The sequence below is a fragment of the Catenulispora pinistramenti genome (assembly GCF_018274385.1).
Taxonomy (GTDB): Bacteria; Actinomycetota; Actinomycetes; order Streptomycetales; family Catenulisporaceae; genus Catenulispora; species Catenulispora pinistramenti.
On record NZ_JAAFYZ010000104.1, the window covers coordinates 1 to 18,345 of the forward strand.

The window sequence follows — 18,345 nt, forward strand, 5'->3', positions numbered from 1 at the left end:
GGGTTTCGTCGCACTCGGGGTGCATGCACACCACCAGGCCGGTGGGGATGTTCAGCAGGGCGGCCGGGATGACGGTGCGGGTCGGGATGCCCTGGACCGGGGCGTGGTTGCGGGGGCAGCGCATCCGGACGTACTCCTCGGCGTCGGCCAGCACGCACGCCAGGACCGTGAAATGCCGCCGCATCGCCGACGTGGTGCGCTTGGCTACCGGCTCCGGGTCGCATCCGTCGTCGAGCAGCTGCGCCAGCAGGGCACCGCGCGCCGAGCGGTCAGATACGGGGATGTCCAGACCGGGACCGTCCAGGGTTTCGAGGATCGCCTGGCGGATCGCCAGCTCTTGAATCTGGTCGCGGTCGTGGTCATGGACGGCGGACGTCACATCGATGCGGACGGGCGCCTTGCTGCCGGCTTTACCGCCGCGCCCGTCGCCGCCGTCGTATCGTCTGCCGTTTGTGGCTGCGGCGTGCTGATCGAGTTGGTCGGCTATCTGTGCGGCCTGTCTGATGTAGCGGTGCCCTTGTTCCGCCATGGCCCCTCCCCGAATCCGGCAACGCTGAAGCCACCGGGTTGTACTGTGAGCATCTGGAACGGTCGGCTCGACGAGCCGAAAAAGGAAAGCAAACCTCTGACGTGTTGCACACTGCTCAGGTTGCTAGCCCCGTGATCACCGGGCATCCGGGTATCGTAGTCGCAGGTCCGCCGCATGCGGGACCGCTTTTCTCAGGCGCCTGATACACCCCGACGGCTTAGCCGGGCGGCGCCATCCCTGCGACGTCCGCTCTGGCCATCGCGCGCAGTGCGGCACCGGAAGCCAGGATCCTGGAGGCGTCAGTACGCGCTGCCAGCCCGACAGACATGAGGCACATGTCAGCTTCTTTCTAGAACGACCTGGAACACGGTTGATCTGTCGTGCGCTTTCCGTGGCGGGGGCGGTGTGGAATCGGTCCCGAGAGGTAGCGGAGGCTGCGGCGACCTTCTTCACGGCATCGACCTCCGCATGAAGAGATGATCAAGATGTACTGCCAGAGGATCCCGCTCCATCACCGGTGACCGCCAGAAGCCCGTACTGCCCTGTACACCCGGAACAACAAATTTAGTGCCCTTCATAGGTCGTCGGACGTCGAAGATAACCAAGTTTGGTGCTTGAGGGCAACATCTTTGGTGCTCGTTGGTGCTGCTTGGTACAGTCGCCCCTCGTCGGCGCCGAAGCCGCCGGCAACACGGGAAGGAGGCTGCCTCATGGCCCAGACGCCTGAACTGATGCGTCTCGGTGTCGCTGTCCGCCGGCGGCGGGCAGTAAAGGAGTGGTTTCAGCGCGACCTTGCGGCCGCTGCGAAGGTCTCTGTCGGGACGGTCCGCAACGTCGAGCAGGGCAAGGGGGCCAGTGATCTGATTCTTGCTCAACTGGAGCGAGCGCTGGGCTGGGTCACCGGCAGTGCCGCCCGGATCTTGGACGGCGGTGATCCCGAGTTGATCCGGGTCGAGCCCGCCAGCTACGTCTCTTCACGCGCTCGCACGCCCGTCGACCTGTCCGGGGTCCCTTTGGAGGAGTTGCAGGCTGAGGTGAACCGGCGGGTCGAGGCGGCGGTGCGGCAGGCGGTGGCAGCCAACCCTGACGCCCTGCGGCCGTAGTCGCTACTGCGGGTTTCCTCAACGGCATGACCTGTTCGAACTTGCGTTCGAACAGGTCATTGCGCTATCAAGGGGTATTGATGCTGGCATGCCGGTTAACGTGCGTGAGGTGAGTCAATGGCTTGGGATCCTGGGGAGGCGCTGCGTCGCCAACCGGACCTCACGTATGTCCGGCACAACCTCCCGCCGGGGGAGAAGGGACGCTACTTCCGCTCGTTGCACGCCATCGTGGTGGACTCCGGGCTGGACCAGGCCGGCCGGCGCTGCGCGCTGACGCACGAGCTGATCCACGCTGAGACCCGCGACGACTGCATTCCCTCGCACTGGTTGACCGACAAGTACGAGCACGACATCGACAGGCAGGCTGCGGCCCGGCTGATAAGCCTCTCGGCGCTGATCTCGGCGCTGCTGTGGACCCATGACCCGGACGAGCTGGCCGAGGAGCTGCATGTTGACGCGGCCACCCTGCATGTGCGGCTTGCCCACCTGAGCCGGGCCGAGCGTGCCGCGATCGCCGCTCGGCTCACCGAGGCGTTCAATCAGCTGCCGTGACGACGACAGGCCCGGCTGGGAAACCCGGCCGGGCCTGTCGTGCTCGAAGTCAGTTGTTGTGCAGCAGGCGGGCGGCGGCGTCGAACAGGACGTCCTTGGATTCCGCGTTGAGCGTTCCGGCCTTCACTGCGTTGTTCATCATCGAGGCGTGAACGGCCAGCAGCGCGTCCCAGCCGGCGTTGAAGTTCGGCGTGTCCACGCCGAGCGCGTCGACCAGATCGAGTATGGCCTGCGCGTGGATACGAGCCTGATCTTCAGGCAGTCGCGCCTCGGCTTGGGTCAGTGCCAGCAGGGCTGCCATCGAGCCGAGGAAACCGGCCCGGGTCATCGGATCGGTCAGGTCCGCCCCGTGTACGGCGGCGCTGCGTTGGATTTTCTCGGTGACGCCGACCTGGTCCTGGTCTAGCGTCTCACCACCAGGGGTGTGCTCGGTCATGCCGTCTCCCGTTGGCGATTCACTGGGTGTCGGCGCGGGACCGGTTTGCCGCCCGGTCACACGCAACACATGGGCCTACAAAACGCGGACAGTATGGCCTACGAAACTATGCGCAGGTCAAAGCCCCGCTCGCGGCGGGCGTTATGGGGGAACAATGGATAGTTCATTTTGCCACGGGCGATGGCGGCCAAGGGTGGGCTGAGTAGCGTCCTTGACGCATCCTTGACCAAAGATCACGACACGTAGCGTGTGTGCGAGTCTGGCGTGGTGGGGTGTGGTCTGTTCGGGTCACTTGCGTGGCTTGACCGGCTCGAACCGGGCCGCCGTCTTCTTGCCGATCTTCGGGTTGCGGATGGCCGCCTTCAGCAGCCCGGCCCCGCGCGTGTCGCCGGCGCGGCCGAGCTGTCCGGCCCACCGGCCCAGCACCGAGGGCAGCCAGGCGCCGCCGGAGCCGATCGCGGCCCGCGCCATCTCTGCGCCCCTTGCCGCCCCGGCTTCGAAGGCGTCGCCGAGCTGGCCGGCCAGAAACGTCGGCGTCCCGGCCGGCGCCCGGTAGTCTGCGCGCGCCGCCGTGGCGATCAGCTCGACGATCAGTGCGTCGTTGAACTGCTTGGTCACGGTGTGCCCGCGCAGGAGCCGGTACCGGGTGCCGTCGGCGCCGGTGACGTATACCGTCTCCTCCTTGTCCTCGCCGGTGACCAGGTCCTTGACCGGCTCGCCGGTGACCGGGTCGAGCACCTTCGCCTTCCCGGAGATTTCGCCGCCGCCCAAGGCAGTCAGTTCCTCATCCAGCACCTCCCGGGCGGCCCTGGCAGCATCCGAGAGCGCATCGGCTCCGTCGGCCAGCATCTCCGCGGCCTGGATCATCCGGGGCGTGACCGCCGTCGGATCGGCCTCACGGAGCTGCAATGCGTGCTCATGGACAGCGAACGCCAGAGCGTCCCGGGCGTTGACGTCGGCGTCGGTGGAGGCAGCCAGCAGCTTGGACAGCAGCGCCTGGACCGCAGCCCGTGGATCGGACAACGCCGGCAGGCGCGCGGGGATCAGGTCATCGACCATGCGGCCCTCCAGACCGGTGAGCTCTCTGTCACCGGCGTTTGAGATCAGTGACGTATCCGGAGGCGGCCCGGACCCGGTTGGCCTGCATCACGCCGTCCAGCAGCGCCAGGAACCAGGCCGGCTCCTGTTTGCGGCGCGTGCCCAGGTAGCCGGACCCTTCGCCGGTCTGCGTCGCGGTGCTGCGGTTGGCGTGCTGGGGAACATAAGGGTCTACCGATATCAGGGTCATGACGCTCTCGCTTCCGCGAACAGGGGAACAACGGAGAGCGCCCCCGGGCCGCGAGGTGCCGGGGGCGTGGAAGGGAAGAGGGGCCGTCAGGCAGCGGAGAGCTGGGCGTCCTGACCGCGGGTGAAGACCGCGCGGTATACCTGCTTGCACTCCTCCATCAGCTCCGCCGCCTCGCCGTCGTCCAGGTTGCCGGCGGCAGCGTGGTGGCGGATGAGTGCGTGGATCCGCTCGACGTCCTTGTGACTGCGCGTGGACTGCGCGGCGCGGGCCAGTATCGCGGCCAGCGCGGCGGCGGCCGGGCTCATAGGCGGCCTGGTGCCGCCCAGTTCAGCGCGGCGCGTGGCGGCTGCGATCGCCAGGTCGACGAACAGGGTGGCGTTGATGGCGCCGCCGTTGAAGCGGTCGGAGAAACGGGCTTCGACACGGTCGGCGCCGTCCAGGTTTTTCGCCTTGTTCAGGGAGGCGAAGAAGTCCTCGCTCTCCCCACGGACCCGGGGCGGTTCCATCTCGACGTCCGCCAGCGCCGGGATCGCAGTCAGGCCCGAGCCGACCGGTGGGCCCTGGGCCGCAGGATCGGTGCCGTCGGACTGGTGTCTGCTCGGCGCGGCGGCCGTGCCGGTGCCGGCGGGCTGCGTCATCGCTGGGGTTTCCCAGTGGTCATCCGGCAGCCGGGCGGAGGGGGAGTGCTGCTGCTCGGAGTCCAGCGTGGCGCGGCGGTCGTTGAAGGCCCGGCGCAGCAGCGCGGCCAGCGCCTCGGAAACCGCCCCGGCCTCGACGGCATGCTTGAGCCGGGACGCAACCTGGTACAGCTCGCCCATGTCGCAGGCGGCAGTCAGGGAGGTCGCGTAGTCCTCCTCCGGCTCGGTGGGCAGGTTCTTCAGCTGCTCGGCCGCGTTGGACTTGGACCACAGGTAGGTGGCGATACCGAGGCGCATCCCGGCGTTCCTGATCCCGTCGCCGATGATCTCCTTGATGGCGTTGGGGCCCGTCTTGCCGGAGGCGTCGCCGAACCCGATGCGGGTGACGGTGCCGATGGTCAGCAGGATCCACATGCCCCCGTCGCTCAACAGCGGCGTGCGGTTCGAGGTGTAGGCCATCGGACGCCAGTTCCAGCCTGCCGGGGTCAGCACCTCGTTCAGGCGCATCGTGATCCCGGCGTGGCCGACGTAGTCCAGGTGGATGTGGCCGGGGGTGATGAACTGGGCGCAGACGGCGCAGCGGGCCTTGCGGGGGTGTTCGTCACACGTCTCTGGCCGCTTGTTCTTCTTGTTATCCGTGCATTTCCAGCACGTGACCTGAGGTCGCTTTTCGATCTGGTCGAGGTCGAACGGCGTGGTGAGCCGCGTCCAGACTTCGGCGGGGATGTCGTCGATTCGTCCGGTCTCGCCGGGCAGTAGCGGCTCGGCATCCAGCAGCCTGGAATCCAGCCCTGGCGCAGGCTCCAGCCCGGTTGCCGGGATGACGGCGGTGGTCATGGTTACCCACTTTCGGGAGGCGCGACGCGGCAGCGTGGCCGGTGGCCCTGGCGCCGGAAGCGCATATGGGCGGCGCCGCAGAGAGAACGCGACGGAAACGCGCGAGCCCCCAGGGTCCTGACGGACGCCTCGGGGGCTCGGCTGGGTTGACGATGAAGGGCGGCGGTTGGCTTTTGGGCACAGCTCTGCCCGCAAAAAAAGAGGCTACGCAAATGCGTTCGAGTAATCAAGCCCCTGGCCGGGAAAGCTCTGACGAGGACTTGATCGCAGCATCCATATCGCCAGAATCGGGAGAAGTCGGATGCTGGCCCGTGGGGTCAGAAGCCTGTGCGGCCTCTGGAGTGTCGGCGGTCCGCAGCCGCTCGATCTGCTCACGGAGCCCGGCGGCCAGCCGTGCGGCGAGGTGCCGTCTGGCGATCGCGTCGCGGATGCGTGCGCCGCGGCCGGGCCCCACACCGAAGTCCTTCCGCAGCGCGGTCCCGGTGATCTTGCCGTCGGGGTTGTCCGCCATCGCTAGGGCGATGATCGCTTCATCGGTGAGATCGGCGGCGCCGAGCCGACCGAAGGGAACCGGACGTCCGGATCCGTCCGCCTCTGCTTCCTCCCCAGGGGCACCGGTGGGCCCGCAAGCGGGCAGGTCTAAGTCATCGGCGTCCGGCTGGCCCACCGGTGGCCCCGAGTCCAACTCTCGCGGTGGGAGCGGTGGCCCTGGCAGTTCGAGCGGAAGTAGTTCCGTGCCCACCGGTGGCCCGAGCTGGTCCACCGGTGGGGCCACCGGTTCGGGGCTGTCGGGCACCGGGACCACCGGTGGGGGGCCGTACTGGTCGGCTGGCTCATCGTGGCCCACCGGTGGCCCCGGCAGTTCGAGCGGAAACAGTTCCGTGCCCACCGGTGGCCCGAGCTGCCCCACCGGTGGGGCCACCGCTTCGGGGGCGTCGGCTACCGGGGCCACCGGTGGGGGCTTGGAGTCGCCGGCGATCTCCGCGGTGGATGTCGCAGTCGGCCGCGTTACCAGGACATCGGCAGGTTCGTGTGGGCTGTCGAGCGGCACACGGGGATGCGGCAGCACCACTACGTCGTCCGTAGCCGAAGCCTGGCCGTCGCTCTGCTTTAACTGGTCCTTTGGGGCTTCTGCGGTCAGTTGGAGGGCTGCGGTACAGGCCAGCATCAGCCCATCCACGGTCAGCGGCAGTGTGTATGCGATGAACGGAATGGTGCTGTAGTACTCCAGCAGGGAGCACAAGTGTAGGTAGGACGCCACAGCAACCGGCAGCCCCACCATCACCGCCGAGGCGGTGCGGACAGCGGACGACAGCTTGCCCTCTCGCCACCGTGGCCGGGTGATGACTTCGGTCAGGATGAAAATGGCGGCGGGGCAAAAGACCGCCACCGCCACGTCACCAGGCGGTGGGATGTAGGCCGTCGGATCCCACAGGCGGGACCGCGGCCACCATGCCGGCTGGATGCGCGGCGGGATGTAGGTGTAGGCGATGTTGGCCGACACCGAGGCGAGCGCGCCGAGCACCAGGCCGCTGTAGATCCAGAAGTAGACCCAGAAGCTACGTGCGGTGGACGCTGAACTGCCACCGGTGGAAGACATAGACCTCCTCAAGACTCGGAGGAGCGATGACCGGTAGGCCAGCTGTGGTCAACTGGCGGTCCCTCGAACCGAGGCAACATCACCAGTGGATTGCAGAGGCATGGGGTAGGTGTACGCCAGCCTGACTACGGGGCTGGAGTACTTGCTTCGCTGACGGTTTGGACCTCAACGTCGAGCACGCGGACCCGATCAGGGTTCGATGCCGCAGTGGGAAGCAGGATGCTGCGAACGAGAGCGCCTGCGGCCTTAACCCTTGAGTCATCATCGGCAGCAGGAACCGATAGCTTGATACGGGCCACAACCTCAACCTCGCGGCGAACCAAGGGCGTTGGGCGGTTGGCCTCGCGCCATTTGGCTTCCGCTTCCTCGTTGATTGCAAACCCGCGGATACGCGCGTCATCGACCAGGGTGTCCAAATCCCAGACGATCTCAGTGCCAAAGCGGAACGACTCCGGAGCCGTAGCCCCTCGCTTACTTCGCTTACGTAGCGTATCGGGCGAAGTAGTCAGGACTTCGGCGGCTTCGGTGACTCCCACGGGGATCGTTCCGTCGGGGACGGCTCGTTGATCCCGCAACCGTTTAACGACTGACTCCGAAACCGAGTACTTCGCCCTTACCAACGCTGGGATGACCGAGTCGAGGGGCCAGGCTGGGTTGCCGTTGATCAACACCCGAGTCACGGGCAGGATTGCACCTGCGCTGGCATCGTCCGGCTGGACAATAAGTTGAGAAATCCGCTGCTTAGATCGATTGGTAAGTGCCGCCAAGTCGGACGCGTTGACGAACACGACAGTGCTGCTGTCGTCCTTCACGCGTTGCCTCCCTGGTCCCAGCCGCTGGCGTCTGCCTATCGGTGTGAGATCCATGGTGCCACGTTCTCGCAGACCGGCTATCGCCCGCCGGGCGTGTGTTTCTACGACGTGCCAGCCCACTGGCCGACGAAAGCCCAACCAGTGTGGTGTTCCCATTCGGCAACGACCTTGCTCCGGTCGTTCGCTGGTACTGCCGTTTGTAGTGCTTCGGCTGCGGCGAACCAGGCGTTGGCCACCGTGCGTTCGGCCTTCTGCACATGACGGTCGGCTTCGGCGTCGGTGGCGCGTGCCGTCAGTGGTTCGTCGCGTCGCTCGGCGGTCTCGGCCAGGGTCGACAGCAGTAGTGCGGTCTCGGTGGCTCGGATGACCTCGGCGTGGATCGCATCGATCCACATGCGGGTCTGGACGCCGTCGGTGTGTGCCATCTCGGCAGCCCGTTCGAATACGAAATTCTGGACGTAGGCGGAGGAGGTGATGAGCTCGTTGCAAGACTTCCGTCGCTTCCGGCATGTGATGGTGATCGGGCCTTCGATGTCGACAGCCGGCGGCCTGGCGGGGTCTGCGACCGCATCGATGAGAGCGCGGATGAGATTCCCGGCGGCGTATACCGGTAGGTCCAGGCTGGTGGGTAGGTGCTGGGCGGCGATGTCCATCTCGGCTTCTTCAGCCTGTTGCCACAGGACTTCGGTCCGGTCCGGGATGGGGTCGGTGCCGTAGGCCTGGGCTTTGGACAGCGGGTTGTCGCGTACCGCGGCCAGGACCGAGCCGAGACGCATGCTGTCGCCGGTGGGGTTCTCGTAGCTGTCCAGGCAGGTGTTCCGGACGGCCTCCAGGACTGTCTCGTCCAGGGTGAGCCCACCAACCGACAGCCGCAGCGGTCCGGGCCGCGACATGCGGGCGCGCACGGACAGCAGCCCGGAGCGCACCGTCGAAGTGTCCAGCAGCACGGCCGTGCTCATCAGGCGCCGGACCCGCCCGAGCAGCACGGCGATCTCCTCGGCGCCGTGCAGGCCAGCGTCGGCGAGTTCGGCGATCGGAACGGGGCCGGCCCGCAGCAGTCGGTGGTCGCGGTCGAACTCGAAGCAGATCCAGGTGGTACGGTCGGCGCCGGTGAGGTCGGAGACTTCGATGCTGGTCCGGTCGGCCAGGTCGGTGAATGCCCCGGCCAGGGCGGCGTCGTCGATGAGGCGCTCGATCTGCTGGGCCAGTGTGGGCCCGCCGGTGCGGATAGTTGCTCCGGCCGGGGTCGGTGTGTGCTTGATGGCCAGGCGGGCTGCGATGGCGGGGATGTCGATCGGGGTCATCGGTGGCTCCGATCGTTCGTGCCGGTGTAGGTGATTCGGCTGTAGTCGTGCGTAGTGTCTGTGATCAGGCCGCGGCCCTTGCCGGTGGAGCCGAAGTACTCCTCCAACACCGCGGCGGTCACTTGCGTGCCGGGCTGCCAGGCGCCGGCCTCGGCGAGGTCGGCCAGTTCCACGCTTCCGTAGCAGTGGGAGGCCTCGGTGAAGGAGTACTTCGCCGTGCTGTCTCGGCGTCCGGGTGTGGCCGGGACGGTGGCGCGGTGTTCGTCGCGCTCGTTATCGGTGGCCGGATCGACGGCGGTGATATAGGGGTCCTCGGCCGTGGCCGACATCGTGTGGCCGCGGCCGGGGCCGCGCAGGCTGGCCAGCCAGGAGTCCAGCTTGTCGCCGTAGACGTCGCTGTGGACGGTGCGCAGCAGCTCGACCAAGTTGTGCAGCGGGACGGGTGCGTGGTCGCTGGCGGCTTCCAGCACCTGCCGCACCTCCCCGATGGTGGCCAGGGCACGATGCTGCTCCACGATGGGGATCACCCACTCCACAGCGATGACCTGGTCGTCGGGTAGCGGCTCCAGGATGGCGGCGGGTGTGACGCCGGCGAGGGTCTGGTGGTAGGGCGGCAGGTGGGTGTCCTGCCACAGCTCGGGGTGCCGGTCCAGGTACTCGCTCAGGTCGTCGGTGTCGCCCATGTCCTCGGGGATCTCGACGGTGAGTTCTCGGCGGCGTGGTACCAGGTCCTCGACGGTGATCTCGTATTTCAAGCAGGCTCTCCGATGCGGGGTGGGTGCTGATGGTGCGGGTCAGGCCGCAGTGGCAGCCGTCGACTGCCCGTTCTCGTCTGCGTCGGGACTGTGCAGGTCGAAGCCGTCGTATGCCAGCGGGGTAGTGCCGCAGATGGTGGCCTCGGCGTTCTCGGTGGCGACCGAGTCCAGCACGATCTGGGTCAGGCGGATGGCGGAGCGGGCGGCACGAATGGTGCCGAGTGCTCGAACGCGGTCGGCGGTGGCGCGGGCGGAGATCTTGATGGCGGTCTGGAGCCGCCAGGTCCACAGCAGTCCGGCAAGCCACGGCGCGCCCAGGGTGTGACGTGCTAGCTAACCCTGCCAGCGGACCGGGATGGTTTTAATGCCTTTTCACCAATTCGGGTGTTCCGGCTTGGCGCGTTACGCATGAGATGAGATACACCTTATTGGGTCATCGGATGCAGTATGCCCCCAAAGGCCCATTATGTAAGGGACCACGCTCATGATGTACAACTTGATGCGCCGCTTACGGGGCATGGCTCTGGCAGGCGCGCTGCTCGGCTCCATCGCGGCGCCCGTGGTCGCTGCCGCGCCTGCGCAGGCCGCCGCCCAGACCGCGTACGTTCAGTACTATCTCACCGACGGTCTCGGCAACGTGAAGTATCACGTCGTCTTCTACGGCACCGTCTACCCCGAAGGCCCCTACCACTACCGCATCGTCGGAGACTTCAGCTCCTACTGCGGCCCTGGCGCCCTGACCGCCCAGTCCGTGCGGCTCGACTGGCGCGAGAGCGGCGGCTACTGGTCGGACCGCAGGTTCTGGTGCGACAACTACGGCGAGCACATCGACACGTACGGCTCCCGTAGCTATGGCAACAACGTCGACCTCACCGTGGGCGCCACCAGCGGCGTCTTCAACACCTACGAGTACAGCAGCGTCCACACCTTCCAGATCGGCGTCGACTGAGCTCAGCCCCGCCGGGCCGTGGCCGCGCACGAACGACGACAAGACACGGCCGTGACGTAGTTGCCTTCATCTCGAAAGTGCTCCTCGAACCGGATGACGTGACCCTAGACAAGCCACATCATCCCAGTTCAGAGAGCACTTTCGTATATCAGGATCACGATCCGGGCGCTGCTACTGAAGTACCGAGGCTAGGGCGTGGCGGACGTCGACGACGCGGCGTGCCGAGGCGGTGACGCTGGCGTAGTCGTTCCGCTCTGGAATGGGGTCGGCGGCGAGTTCAGTCAGGTGTGCCATGCGTTCGCCGAGTCGGTAGCGGCTGGCTGCCACGCCGTAGCAGGACAGGGGGTCGGCGCGGATCACGTCGTTGTGGCGGTCACCGGCGCCGGTGGAGTTCCCGGAGTACATCCGGCAGCGGAAGCTGCCCGGGTCGTCGGGGTCGTCGTCCACGTCCCAGGAGTCTTCCCGGGTCAGCCACACCACGCCGGTGATGTGCGGGCCGCGCACCACCCAGCGAACCGTGCCGCGTGTCAGGTCGACGTCCTCGGTCACGATCCTCAGGACGCCGCCGAGCTCCAGCGGCAGCGAGGCTACTACCGTCTCAGGGTGGGGTCGGCTCATCGGATGTTCCTTGCTCGATTGCGGGTGCGGCGGCGCCGGTGCGTGTGGCGGTGTGCCGTACGCCGACGTCCAGTCGGCGGTGCAGTGTGCGGGCTGCGGAGTGCGGCGGCGGCCCGGATCAGCGCGAGGACTTCGGCGCGGGACAGGCTGCTGAAGGCCAGGGTGCAGTGGGTGTTGTGGGGCCACAGGTCCAGGCGGAATTCCAAGGTGATGGCGTCGCCGTGTCCCCATGCGACTGCCTCGCCGCGGCGTCGGTCGCCGTTGTCGCGCCAGTGCAGCCGGGGGAACAGCGTCTTGGCAGCGGCGAACAGGGCGTCGTCGGCGGCGCGGCCTTCGGCAATCAACGCTGCCTTCGCGTCCAGGAGCCGGTTGTTCTCGGCGACGATCGGCAGCAGCCGGCGCCGGATCTCTCCTGCCATCCGGGCCGGGGTCTTGGTCGTGCTGAACCCGATCTCGGGCCTCCGATACCCGGTGACGTCCCAGTGACCGGTACGGCCCAGGTTCTGGGCGTGGATGCCCCGCGCCCCGATCCAGTTCGTGGCGATGCGCAGCTGGATGATGTCGCCGGCCGGGCCGTGGAGTTCGGCCCATTCGGTGTTGCCGTAGCGGCAGGGCAGCGCCTCCCACCCGTCGAGCTCGTAGGCGATGGCTGCGGCGACTGGCATTGTGCCCAGGCCGGTCACGGCCGCTCTGCCTTGGGCCGTCGGTGTCGGGAGGTTGCTCGGCGTCGGGCGTGCCGGCGTGGTGCACTGCTCCGGTTGTGTGCCATCGGCTGGGGCGGTGTGCGTCCGCCGAGCAGGTCGATGACGGCGCAGGCGATCGACACCGGCACCTCGCGCAGATCCAGGCGGACGGTGTTGCCGAGATGGTCGAGGTCGACGCGGTTGTAGGACCCACCTCGGCCCTTCCAGTGCGCGTCGAATCGGTGGTCCCGCACACTCAGATCGGGGCGGGCATCGGCGGGCAGACGGGCCTGAAGGTGCCCGGCCTGCTTGGCGAAGTAGTTGCGGCGGATCAGTTCGGCGGCGATGCTGGCGCGTTCGATGTCCAGTGCGCGGGCGTAGGCGGGGAACAGGCGGCGCCGCATGTCGGCCACGATCGCCTCCGGGTCCCGGCTGGCGGTGAACCCGATCGTCGCCTGCTCGCTGTCTTTCCACCATCGGCCATCCAGGGTCGGTGTCAGGCCGGTGGCGGTGGCCTTGTGTCGGCCGGGGGCGACCTCGATGCTGATCCGCCAGTCGTCTTCGGGGCTGACCAACTCGGTGCGGTAGTACATCTGGTTCGTACGGTCGTGAACCCACGGAGGGCCCAGGGCCTCGGCCAGCTCATCGGCCAGGGCAACAAGCCCTTCCGCAGTGAGGCGGCCGTCGTCGGAGAAACGCATCTCGCCTCCGGGAAGCATCGGGTTCGGCGGTCGGTCGCAGTAGCACCAGCCGTTGCAGCGTGCGCAGTGGCAGTCGTGGATGCAGGCCTCGCAGTCCCGCTCGTCGCAGTGCACTCCGTGGACCACGTGGGTGCGCCAGCACTCGGGGGCGTGAATCCGGCCGTCGACGGAGATCCGCGAGGACGGTCTGGGATACCAGTTCCGTGCCCGGCCGGATAGGTCGGCTCTGGCGCGGACCTGCTAGGCGGCGGTGTGCTGGCCGAGCCAGTCCAGAACCCGCATCACCACCGAGAACGCTGCGCTGAGGCGAACGGTGCGTGACCCGGAGACCGAGCGGAACAACCTGACCGAGAAGTTGTCGGCGGCTCGGGACAACCTACGGTTCGCGGATAAACGCCACGCCGCTCTGGAAGTGGAGATCGTCGAGCCCAGGCTCGTCATTCCCGACGCCGCCAAGGCGCCGAAGTAGCAGACAAACACAGTGATGGCCCGGCCGCGATGGCCAGGCCATCAGTAGTGTTTCACACGTGCGCTTTATCAGTATCATGCGTTGGCATGGCAGACAGTGAACCGCCGCTCCCGGTCGTGCGGCTCGGCCTCGCACACGAGACCAGCCGCGCTAGCACCACCAAGAGCGGTTTCACCAAGACCACGACGACGACTACGATCCGGTACCAGGTGCACCCGCTCGGTGGGGCGCGGCGGCCAACGGCCGGGACAGAGTCCTACGCTGTCTACTGCGGCACCTGCCGCAAGTCGGTACAGGTCATGGTGGACGCCGACCCGGTGGTAATGGCCAAGCGCCGGCAGCAGCGGGGTTGGGGTTGGGTAGTGGTGCTCGCCGGTGTCGCCGTCATGGCCTTGGGCATCCCCAAGCCCGCGTTCTTTCTGGGCGGTGTGCTGGTCCTGGTGTTGGGTGCCGTCGTGGTGACCGGGGCACGCAGCCAGCAGGGCGTGCGCGTCTCGAAGGACCAGCCGATCGCGGCACGGCGAGGGCACACGATCCGCGAGCGGCGTGGAGTCTAGCGGATCGGCCCGCGCCTCGGCCTGTTGCATCACCAACTGCTCTTCCAACACGCGTCCAGCTCGGCACCGCGAGTGGCGATCAGCTCCAGCATCACAGCATCCGACATTGAACCGAGCGTAGAAGGCACACCGGACACCACAGGCTGGAACCGCAACGAACCACCCTGACGGACGATCTACACGACAGATAACGCCCACGACCAGCACGAGCGCCCACGAACCCTGCCACACCAGCACGCTGAGCAGCCGCTTCAGAATGGTGGATCTTCACTGTTGCCGGGGCACTAGCCTTGATCGATCGCGAACATGCAAGGTATGTATCAGCGCAGGTCAGATGGGGAATCCACCGGAATCTGGTCGGCAAACGTGATGAACAGGACGTCGAGTTTGTCTCACGGCACCACGCAGTCGGCTCCGGCGCCGTCCTGAGCGCAGAACGCAGCTGGCACCAACAGCGCACGGATCATCGCCAACCAAGGCCGAGAGCACTCCAACGTCGCTGCGGCATCGAACGGCATGTCCGGTGCCACACAAATAAGCACTTGTCGCGGCCGTAGCGCTTCACCATCCGGCACAACCAGGACAGCCAGGCATGATCCCGACGTAATTCCTGCCGAACTTGCCGTTGTCCGCGGCCCAGGTGGCGCCAGCCGGGATCCGGTTGCCCTGGTTCGGGGTGGTCATGCAGCCGATCAGCCCGGCCGACATCGCCGCGCGGACGGCGCTGCTGGACGGCGTGGACAGGTATTGCATTGGCGCCTCCCGCGCGGGCACATGTCAGTGCGCCCGCAGTGTGGGGGTCGGCGGGGGACGGGCAGTGCGGTAAAGATCGGTCGCTGAGGCGAGGGATTCACTCTGGCTCGCTGACTCAAAATCACTGCTTGACTACAGGGGGTACATCCGCGTCTGATGACATGGACGGGGGGCAGGTTCCAGGCCGTGTGAACCTGATTCCTGCGTTGCGTCTTGTTGCAAGCCGAAACGGGAGGAGCTTCATCGTGAGCTGGTGTTGGGTCGCAATGTACGGTCCATGGCGTCAGAGCGAGCGCGGTCCGAGCGACGTCTCGCAGTCTGTCCGTCAGGGCGGCTACTCGAATTTCGAGACGTTTGATTCCGCCGAGACCGCTCGAAACAACCTCCAGAACTGGCTGGAAGGCTACGGGAATGGCCAAGGTCCCGGTGCAGCGCTGTGTGGGGCGTTGCTGCGGAGCTCTTCGACGACCGGGCCCTTTGCCATCTGGCATATGGAGCCGCCCTGGTGCTACATGGTCTTCCAAATCCCACCCGGGCTGGACCCTGTCCAGGGAGCCCTCGTGACGTGGAATGACTGGAAGCCGGAAGCGCTTGCCCGGTTCCAATACGTGATGGGTTCAGCTGCCCTCAAGAGCCAGTCGGCGTCCGACCGCGCCCACAATCAGCCTCATCTATGGTTTCCCTACGGTGGTCCTGCCTCCGGCGGTCCATCTCGCGGCACGACGCGTGGCAACAGCTCCGCGGCCGGTGGAGGGTGCGCCCTCGCGCTGCTTACTCTAGTTCTCGGTGTAGTCGCAGTGCTGCTGTTCTAGCCGTCGCTGGTGCGGATCACGTCGTAGGGCAGATCAGGGTTCGCACTGTGATTGTTGGCGCGGCTGTTCTCAGCATGGATATTGAGTAGTGCTGTGGACACAACGTCGGCCAGTGTCTGCGGCACAGCCGAGTGGCGGATCGCCTTACCCAGCAGATGCCAGTCGTGCGGGTCCAGGTGCTGCTCGCCGACGGTATCCACCGCCGACCAGATCGCCTCGTATAGGGCGGCGTCGCGCTCGGCCCTCTGGCGCGCGGTCGGTCTGGCCTCAGCGGCGGGCGGCGGCTCGGTTTCCTCCAGGCCGTTCTCGCGGCGGAACTCGCGGTTGGACTCGTCGCCGTGCTCCTCGTCCAGGAACTCGCAGTGCCGGTCGAAATGCTCCTCGACCCACTCCCATAGGGCGTCCTCGTCTCCGCGATCCAACATCCTGCGCGGCACCTTCAGTGTCCATCGCTCATCGGTCCAGGTGTCGGCCTGGGTGCTGACGATAACGTAGACGCCGTCGACGGTGCGCCGCTCGAAGTCCAAGTCCGACGCCTCATTCCCGGACAGGATCGTCGGGCGTTCGGTGATCCGGGTGAACACGCCGTCTGCGACGGCGAAGAACTGCTCGCCGACGGCGACGACGTCGCCGATCGACAGTGAGCGGTGGCCGCGGCGCCGGTAGTCCACGGCCCGCGGATCCGGCGGGCCGAACGTCGGGTCATCGCCGACGTTCAGCAGCGTCCACACGTCGTCGCAGATGTCGTACGGGTCCACGTCGGCCGCGGTGTCGGTGAACACCTCGTGCAACCGGTGACCCGGGGCATAGGTGTCGAAGCGAGCATCGAGATTGTGGAAGGCGCGCACGTGCACCGTCTTGTCGTCTTCGGCGCCGAGGGTGCCGGCATGGGTGATGATGTGCAGGAGCATGTTCGGGTCGTCCGGCAGGCCGTCGCGGTCGGTGGGCTCGGTGGTGATGGTGTCCTCCGGGTTCGGTGCGGTGTCGTTGGTCGTGGGTGGCAGGGTGCAGGGCCCGGTCAGCGCCGCCAGGTAGACCGGGACCAGCCCGGGTGTAGTGGCGCGGGCGTTGTTCAGGTCCGCGCTGATGGCACGGCCGGTGTTGGCGTCCACGGCGCAGTGCACGAAGTGGTGGCAGCCGGACTGGGCCGCGTGGTGCTCGGGGGTGTCGAAGCCGTCGAACTCATCGCTCATGGTCAGCAAGGGGCGCTCCTTGGCGGACCATCGCCGGTTCAGGCCGCAGCTGGCAGAACGTCGTCGGCGCGGTCGGGGTGATGGGTGCCGAGGCGGCCAGTGCGGTTCCACTGCTCGTCGCTTTGAAGCAGGAGCTTGAACGCCGCGTATGCCTGTGCCGGGACGACGCCGTTGCCGATGCGGGCGAGCTGTTCGTTCACCGGCACGTCGGGGACTTCGGTGACCCAGCCTTCGGGCAGGCCCATCAGCCATTCGCAGAACCGCGGGGAGAGTTTGATTCCGCCGCGCGGGCCGCGCATCACCGGCACCGGGGCAGCTTTACGGGTCAGCACTTCCCACCGGCGGACCGCCGCGGCGAACTTGCCCCACCACTGGGGCGGCGAGTGCGGTCCGGCGGGTGCCTGGTCCTCGGGCTGGACGTGCAGCAGGAAGCACACCTCGTCGGCCAGGGTCGGGCCGTGTCCGCCGGCTTTGCGTTTGTCCGGGTGCTGTGCGGCGCCGTTGCTCCCCAGGTTCGCCGTGGGCGTCTTGAACAGCGCCTCCGGCTCCGGGAGCATCTCGCTGGTTTCCCGGTACAGCCGGACCACCACCGTCACCAAGTCCTCCCCACCGGCGTGGCTGGGGGAGTTGAAGGTGGGTCCGCGCTTGCCGTCGGCTGCCCTAGGCGTGGGAAGGAGTGGCGATGGCGAACCACCGCTCACGCTGATGGGCGGCACCGATATCTGAAGCTCGAAGAGTTGTCCATTTCGTGTCATACCCGTCTTGGTGAAGCGATGTGAGCACCGCGCCTTGTCCCCGATTTCGGATTGCGCTGACGTTCTCCAGGAACACGTATCGGGGTCGAATGATCCGTACAGCCTGGGCGATGGTGAACCAGAGTCCTGATCTTTCACCGGTGATGCCCTTCCTTGTTCCGGCATCGGAGATGTCCTGGCAGGGGAACCCGCAGCTGATGATGTCCACCTCGCCGCGCAGCGCCTCCCACTCGATCTTTCGGGCGTCGCCCAGATTCGGGGCGTCGGGGAAGCGCTCGGCCATGATCTTGCAGGCGGCCGGATGCACTTCCGCGACCACCGTGGTCACGTGGCCGGTGAGCGCTTCCACAGCGAGGGCCAGGCCGCCGTAGCCGGCGCACAATTCCAGGATGGGCATCGGCTCGCTTTCTCATCGTGGGTCCGTCACGACGTGTGGGTTCAGTCCTACGAGCGCTCGGCGCAGCACAGTGAGTACATGCCGTGCCGCCGCTACCGTGCTGGTCTCTCGGCCCTGGCCAGGAATCAGTTCACTGATGTCTACGGCGACTTCACGGCCGTTGGCGGTCAGGAACACGCTGGCCGACCGCGAGTCCAGGCCGGACCAGTCGGGGCAGCAGCCCGTCCTCGACCGCGACCTTCACGATCAGGTCGATGTGCTTGGGACCAGCGGTGATCCGGCCCACCGGGTCGAGCCCGGCCGATGCCAGCAGGTGTTCCAGGGCGCCGTCGGACAGGGCGGGCAGCTCGGGGGCGACGCCTGCGGCGCGGTCGTGCGCGTCCATAGCGGACCGGGCACGGCAGACTCGGTGCAGCAGGTCCTGCTGCTCCGGGCTCAACAGGTGGTCCCAATCGCGTGGGTCGTGGTTGTCGCCGATCGTGGCCAGGATGCGCACCATGCGCGGCACATCGGACATTGTCAGGCCACCCAGGAATCCGGGGGCGTCGTAGTACCTGGAGTGCGTGATGGGGGCGTTCCTTTCAACGTGTCCCGGTTCCGTCTA

The 18,345-nt window shown here is 67.0% G+C and carries 23 protein-coding genes; 5 read left to right on the forward strand and 18 right to left on the reverse strand.

What is annotated here, in order from left to right; translation table 11 throughout:
- Nucleotides 1-529, reverse strand: a 529-nt coding sequence (locus tag KGQ19_RS26690) for a hypothetical protein (protein ID WP_212013307.1), incomplete at its 3' end; no start/stop codon positions are given.
- Between the two features lie 710 nt (nucleotides 530-1,239).
- On the opposite strand from KGQ19_RS26690, the gene KGQ19_RS26695 reads away from it, so the two are divergent.
- Together KGQ19_RS26695 and KGQ19_RS26700 are read left to right on the forward strand one after the other, a co-directional pair.
- On the forward strand, nucleotides 1,240-1,632 hold the full coding sequence (locus tag KGQ19_RS26695; protein WP_212013315.1) for a helix-turn-helix domain-containing protein: 393 nt from the start codon (nucleotides 1,240-1,242) through the stop codon (nucleotides 1,630-1,632).
- Nucleotides 1,633-1,749: 117 nt separating this feature from the next.
- Nucleotides 1,750-2,184: an ImmA/IrrE family metallo-endopeptidase gene (locus KGQ19_RS26700; RefSeq protein WP_212013317.1), complete on the forward strand. Its 435-nt coding sequence runs from the start codon at nucleotides 1,750-1,752 to the stop codon at nucleotides 2,182-2,184.
- 49 nt (nucleotides 2,185-2,233) lie between these two features.
- Here KGQ19_RS26700 and KGQ19_RS26705 read toward each other — a convergent pair whose 3' ends face one another.
- From KGQ19_RS26705 to KGQ19_RS51225, 9 genes are all read right to left on the reverse strand, one after another.
- Nucleotides 2,234-2,620 carry a hypothetical protein gene (locus KGQ19_RS26705; RefSeq protein ID WP_212013319.1) on the reverse strand — a complete coding sequence of 129 codons (387 nt, stop codon included), beginning with the start codon at nucleotides 2,618-2,620 and terminating at the stop codon, nucleotides 2,234-2,236.
- 288 nt (nucleotides 2,621-2,908) lie between these two features.
- Nucleotides 2,909-3,679 carry a hypothetical protein gene (locus tag KGQ19_RS26710; RefSeq protein ID WP_212013321.1) on the reverse strand — a complete coding sequence of 257 codons (771 nt, stop codon included), beginning with the start codon at nucleotides 3,677-3,679 and terminating at the stop codon, nucleotides 2,909-2,911.
- Between the two features lie 28 nt (nucleotides 3,680-3,707).
- The gene (locus KGQ19_RS26715; RefSeq protein ID WP_212013323.1) at nucleotides 3,708-3,908 is read right to left on the reverse strand and encodes a hypothetical protein; all 201 of its coding nucleotides are present in this window, start codon (nucleotides 3,906-3,908) and stop codon (nucleotides 3,708-3,710) included.
- An 86-nt stretch (nucleotides 3,909-3,994) separates the two neighbouring features.
- Nucleotides 3,995-5,383, reverse strand: a complete 1,389-nt coding sequence (locus KGQ19_RS26720) for a hypothetical protein (RefSeq protein ID WP_212013325.1) — start codon at nucleotides 5,381-5,383, stop codon at nucleotides 3,995-3,997.
- 226 nt (nucleotides 5,384-5,609) lie between these two features.
- Nucleotides 5,610-6,983, reverse strand: a complete 1,374-nt coding sequence (locus KGQ19_RS26725; RefSeq protein ID WP_212013327.1) for a hypothetical protein — start codon at nucleotides 6,981-6,983, stop codon at nucleotides 5,610-5,612.
- A 125-nt stretch (nucleotides 6,984-7,108) separates the two neighbouring features.
- Nucleotides 7,109-7,795, reverse strand: a complete 687-nt coding sequence (locus tag KGQ19_RS26730; protein ID WP_212013329.1) for a hypothetical protein — start codon at nucleotides 7,793-7,795, stop codon at nucleotides 7,109-7,111.
- 101 nt (nucleotides 7,796-7,896) lie between these two features.
- Nucleotides 7,897-9,099: a hypothetical protein gene (locus KGQ19_RS26735; RefSeq protein WP_212013331.1), complete on the reverse strand. Its 1,203-nt coding sequence runs from the start codon at nucleotides 9,097-9,099 to the stop codon at nucleotides 7,897-7,899.
- Nucleotides 9,096-9,854: a hypothetical protein gene (locus KGQ19_RS26740; protein ID WP_212013333.1), complete on the reverse strand. Its 759-nt coding sequence runs from the start codon at nucleotides 9,852-9,854 to the stop codon at nucleotides 9,096-9,098. The genes KGQ19_RS26735 and KGQ19_RS26740 overlap by 4 nt, the downstream gene beginning before the upstream one ends.
- 39 nt (nucleotides 9,855-9,893) lie before the next feature.
- Nucleotides 9,894-10,028, reverse strand: a complete 135-nt coding sequence (locus KGQ19_RS51225; RefSeq protein WP_268907969.1) for a hypothetical protein — start codon at nucleotides 10,026-10,028, stop codon at nucleotides 9,894-9,896.
- Between the two features lie 310 nt (nucleotides 10,029-10,338).
- On the opposite strand from KGQ19_RS51225, the gene KGQ19_RS26745 reads away from it, so the two are divergent.
- On the forward strand, nucleotides 10,339-10,803 hold the full coding sequence (locus KGQ19_RS26745) for a hypothetical protein (RefSeq protein ID WP_212013347.1): 465 nt from the start codon (nucleotides 10,339-10,341) through the stop codon (nucleotides 10,801-10,803).
- Nucleotides 10,804-10,974: 171 nt separating this feature from the next.
- Here KGQ19_RS26745 and KGQ19_RS26750 read toward each other — a convergent pair whose 3' ends face one another.
- From KGQ19_RS26750 to KGQ19_RS26760, 3 genes are read right to left on the reverse strand one after another with little or no spacing between them, the layout of a single operon-like run.
- A complete protein-coding gene (locus KGQ19_RS26750; protein WP_212013349.1) occupies nucleotides 10,975-11,421 on the reverse strand; it encodes a hypothetical protein in 447 nt (148 codons plus the stop codon).
- Complete coding sequence (locus KGQ19_RS26755) at nucleotides 11,418-12,086, reverse strand: hypothetical protein (RefSeq protein ID WP_212013351.1); 669 nt, start codon at nucleotides 12,084-12,086, stop codon at nucleotides 11,418-11,420. The genes KGQ19_RS26750 and KGQ19_RS26755 overlap by 4 nt, the downstream gene beginning before the upstream one ends.
- A 14-nt stretch (nucleotides 12,087-12,100) precedes the next feature.
- Nucleotides 12,101-12,805 (reverse strand): hypothetical protein, encoded by a 705-nt coding sequence (locus KGQ19_RS26760; RefSeq protein ID WP_212013353.1) that lies wholly within the window; start codon nucleotides 12,803-12,805, stop codon nucleotides 12,101-12,103.
- 313 nt (nucleotides 12,806-13,118) lie between these two features.
- On the opposite strand from KGQ19_RS26760, the gene KGQ19_RS26765 reads away from it, so the two are divergent.
- Both KGQ19_RS26765 and KGQ19_RS26770 read left to right on the forward strand, forming a co-directional pair.
- Entirely contained in the window at nucleotides 13,119-13,274 is a 156-nt protein-coding gene (locus tag KGQ19_RS26765) for a hypothetical protein (RefSeq protein WP_212013355.1), read from the forward strand.
- 86 nt (nucleotides 13,275-13,360) lie between these two features.
- Nucleotides 13,361-13,831: a hypothetical protein gene (locus KGQ19_RS26770; protein ID WP_212013357.1), complete on the forward strand. Its 471-nt coding sequence runs from the start codon at nucleotides 13,361-13,363 to the stop codon at nucleotides 13,829-13,831.
- 561 nt (nucleotides 13,832-14,392) lie between these two features.
- Here the strand turns inward: KGQ19_RS26770 and KGQ19_RS26775 are convergent.
- The 5 genes from KGQ19_RS26775 to KGQ19_RS26795 all read right to left on the reverse strand — a co-directional run bounded on the left by KGQ19_RS26775 (nucleotide 14,393) and on the right by KGQ19_RS26795 (nucleotide 18,258).
- On the reverse strand, nucleotides 14,393-14,584 hold the full coding sequence (locus KGQ19_RS26775; protein ID WP_212013359.1) for a hypothetical protein: 192 nt from the start codon (nucleotides 14,582-14,584) through the stop codon (nucleotides 14,393-14,395).
- A gap of 808 nt (nucleotides 14,585-15,392) precedes the next feature.
- Nucleotides 15,393-16,598, reverse strand: coding sequence for a hypothetical protein (locus KGQ19_RS26780; protein ID WP_212013361.1), 1,206 nt, complete (start codon nucleotides 16,596-16,598; stop codon nucleotides 15,393-15,395).
- A 29-nt stretch (nucleotides 16,599-16,627) separates the two neighbouring features.
- Nucleotides 16,628-17,185: a hypothetical protein gene (locus KGQ19_RS26785; RefSeq protein WP_212013363.1), complete on the reverse strand. Its 558-nt coding sequence runs from the start codon at nucleotides 17,183-17,185 to the stop codon at nucleotides 16,628-16,630.
- Between the two features lie 64 nt (nucleotides 17,186-17,249).
- Nucleotides 17,250-17,741, reverse strand: a complete 492-nt coding sequence (locus KGQ19_RS26790; protein ID WP_212013365.1) for a DNA cytosine methyltransferase — start codon at nucleotides 17,739-17,741, stop codon at nucleotides 17,250-17,252.
- Between the two features lie 151 nt (nucleotides 17,742-17,892).
- Nucleotides 17,893-18,258: a hypothetical protein gene (locus tag KGQ19_RS26795; protein ID WP_212013367.1), complete on the reverse strand. Its 366-nt coding sequence runs from the start codon at nucleotides 18,256-18,258 to the stop codon at nucleotides 17,893-17,895.
- Nucleotides 18,259-18,345: the final 87 nt, after the last annotated feature.

Bases quoted from the DNA above. Each gene is read 5' to 3' on its own strand.
- KGQ19_RS26760 (WP_212013353.1), bottom strand. From the start codon at position 12,805: ATGCGTTTCTCCGACGACGGCCGCCTCACTGCGGAAGGGCTTGTTGCC.
- KGQ19_RS26710 (WP_212013321.1), bottom strand. From the start codon at position 3,679: ATGGTCGATGACCTGATCCCCGCGCGCCTGCCGGCGTTGTCCGATCCA.
- KGQ19_RS26695 (WP_212013315.1), top strand. From the start codon at position 1,240: ATGGCCCAGACGCCTGAACTGATGCGTCTCGGTGTCGCTGTCCGCCGG.
- KGQ19_RS26735 (WP_212013331.1), bottom strand. From the start codon at position 9,099: ATGACCCCGATCGACATCCCCGCCATCGCAGCCCGCCTGGCCATCAAG.
- KGQ19_RS26705 (WP_212013319.1), bottom strand. From the start codon at position 2,620: ATGACCGAGCACACCCCTGGTGGTGAGACGCTAGACCAGGACCAGGTC.
- KGQ19_RS26790 (WP_212013365.1), bottom strand. From the start codon at position 17,741: ATGCCCATCCTGGAATTGTGCGCCGGCTACGGCGGCCTGGCCCTCGCT.
- KGQ19_RS26755 (WP_212013351.1), bottom strand. From the start codon at position 12,086: ATGCCAGTCGCCGCAGCCATCGCCTACGAGCTCGACGGGTGGGAGGCG.
- KGQ19_RS26750 (WP_212013349.1), bottom strand. From the start codon at position 11,421: ATGAGCCGACCCCACCCTGAGACGGTAGTAGCCTCGCTGCCGCTGGAG.
- KGQ19_RS26775 (WP_212013359.1), bottom strand. From the start codon at position 14,584: ATGCAATACCTGTCCACGCCGTCCAGCAGCGCCGTCCGCGCGGCGATG.
- KGQ19_RS26795 (WP_212013367.1), bottom strand. From the start codon at position 18,258: ATGTCCGATGTGCCGCGCATGGTGCGCATCCTGGCCACGATCGGCGAC.
- KGQ19_RS26700 (WP_212013317.1), top strand. From the start codon at position 1,750: ATGGCTTGGGATCCTGGGGAGGCGCTGCGTCGCCAACCGGACCTCACG.
- KGQ19_RS26745 (WP_212013347.1), top strand. From the start codon at position 10,339: ATGATGTACAACTTGATGCGCCGCTTACGGGGCATGGCTCTGGCAGGC.
- KGQ19_RS26725 (WP_212013327.1), bottom strand. From the start codon at position 6,983: ATGTCTTCCACCGGTGGCAGTTCAGCGTCCACCGCACGTAGCTTCTGG.
- KGQ19_RS26770 (WP_212013357.1), top strand. From the start codon at position 13,361: ATGGCAGACAGTGAACCGCCGCTCCCGGTCGTGCGGCTCGGCCTCGCA.
- KGQ19_RS26720 (WP_212013325.1), bottom strand. From the start codon at position 5,383: ATGACCACCGCCGTCATCCCGGCAACCGGGCTGGAGCCTGCGCCAGGG.
- KGQ19_RS26715 (WP_212013323.1), bottom strand. From the start codon at position 3,908: ATGACCCTGATATCGGTAGACCCTTATGTTCCCCAGCACGCCAACCGC.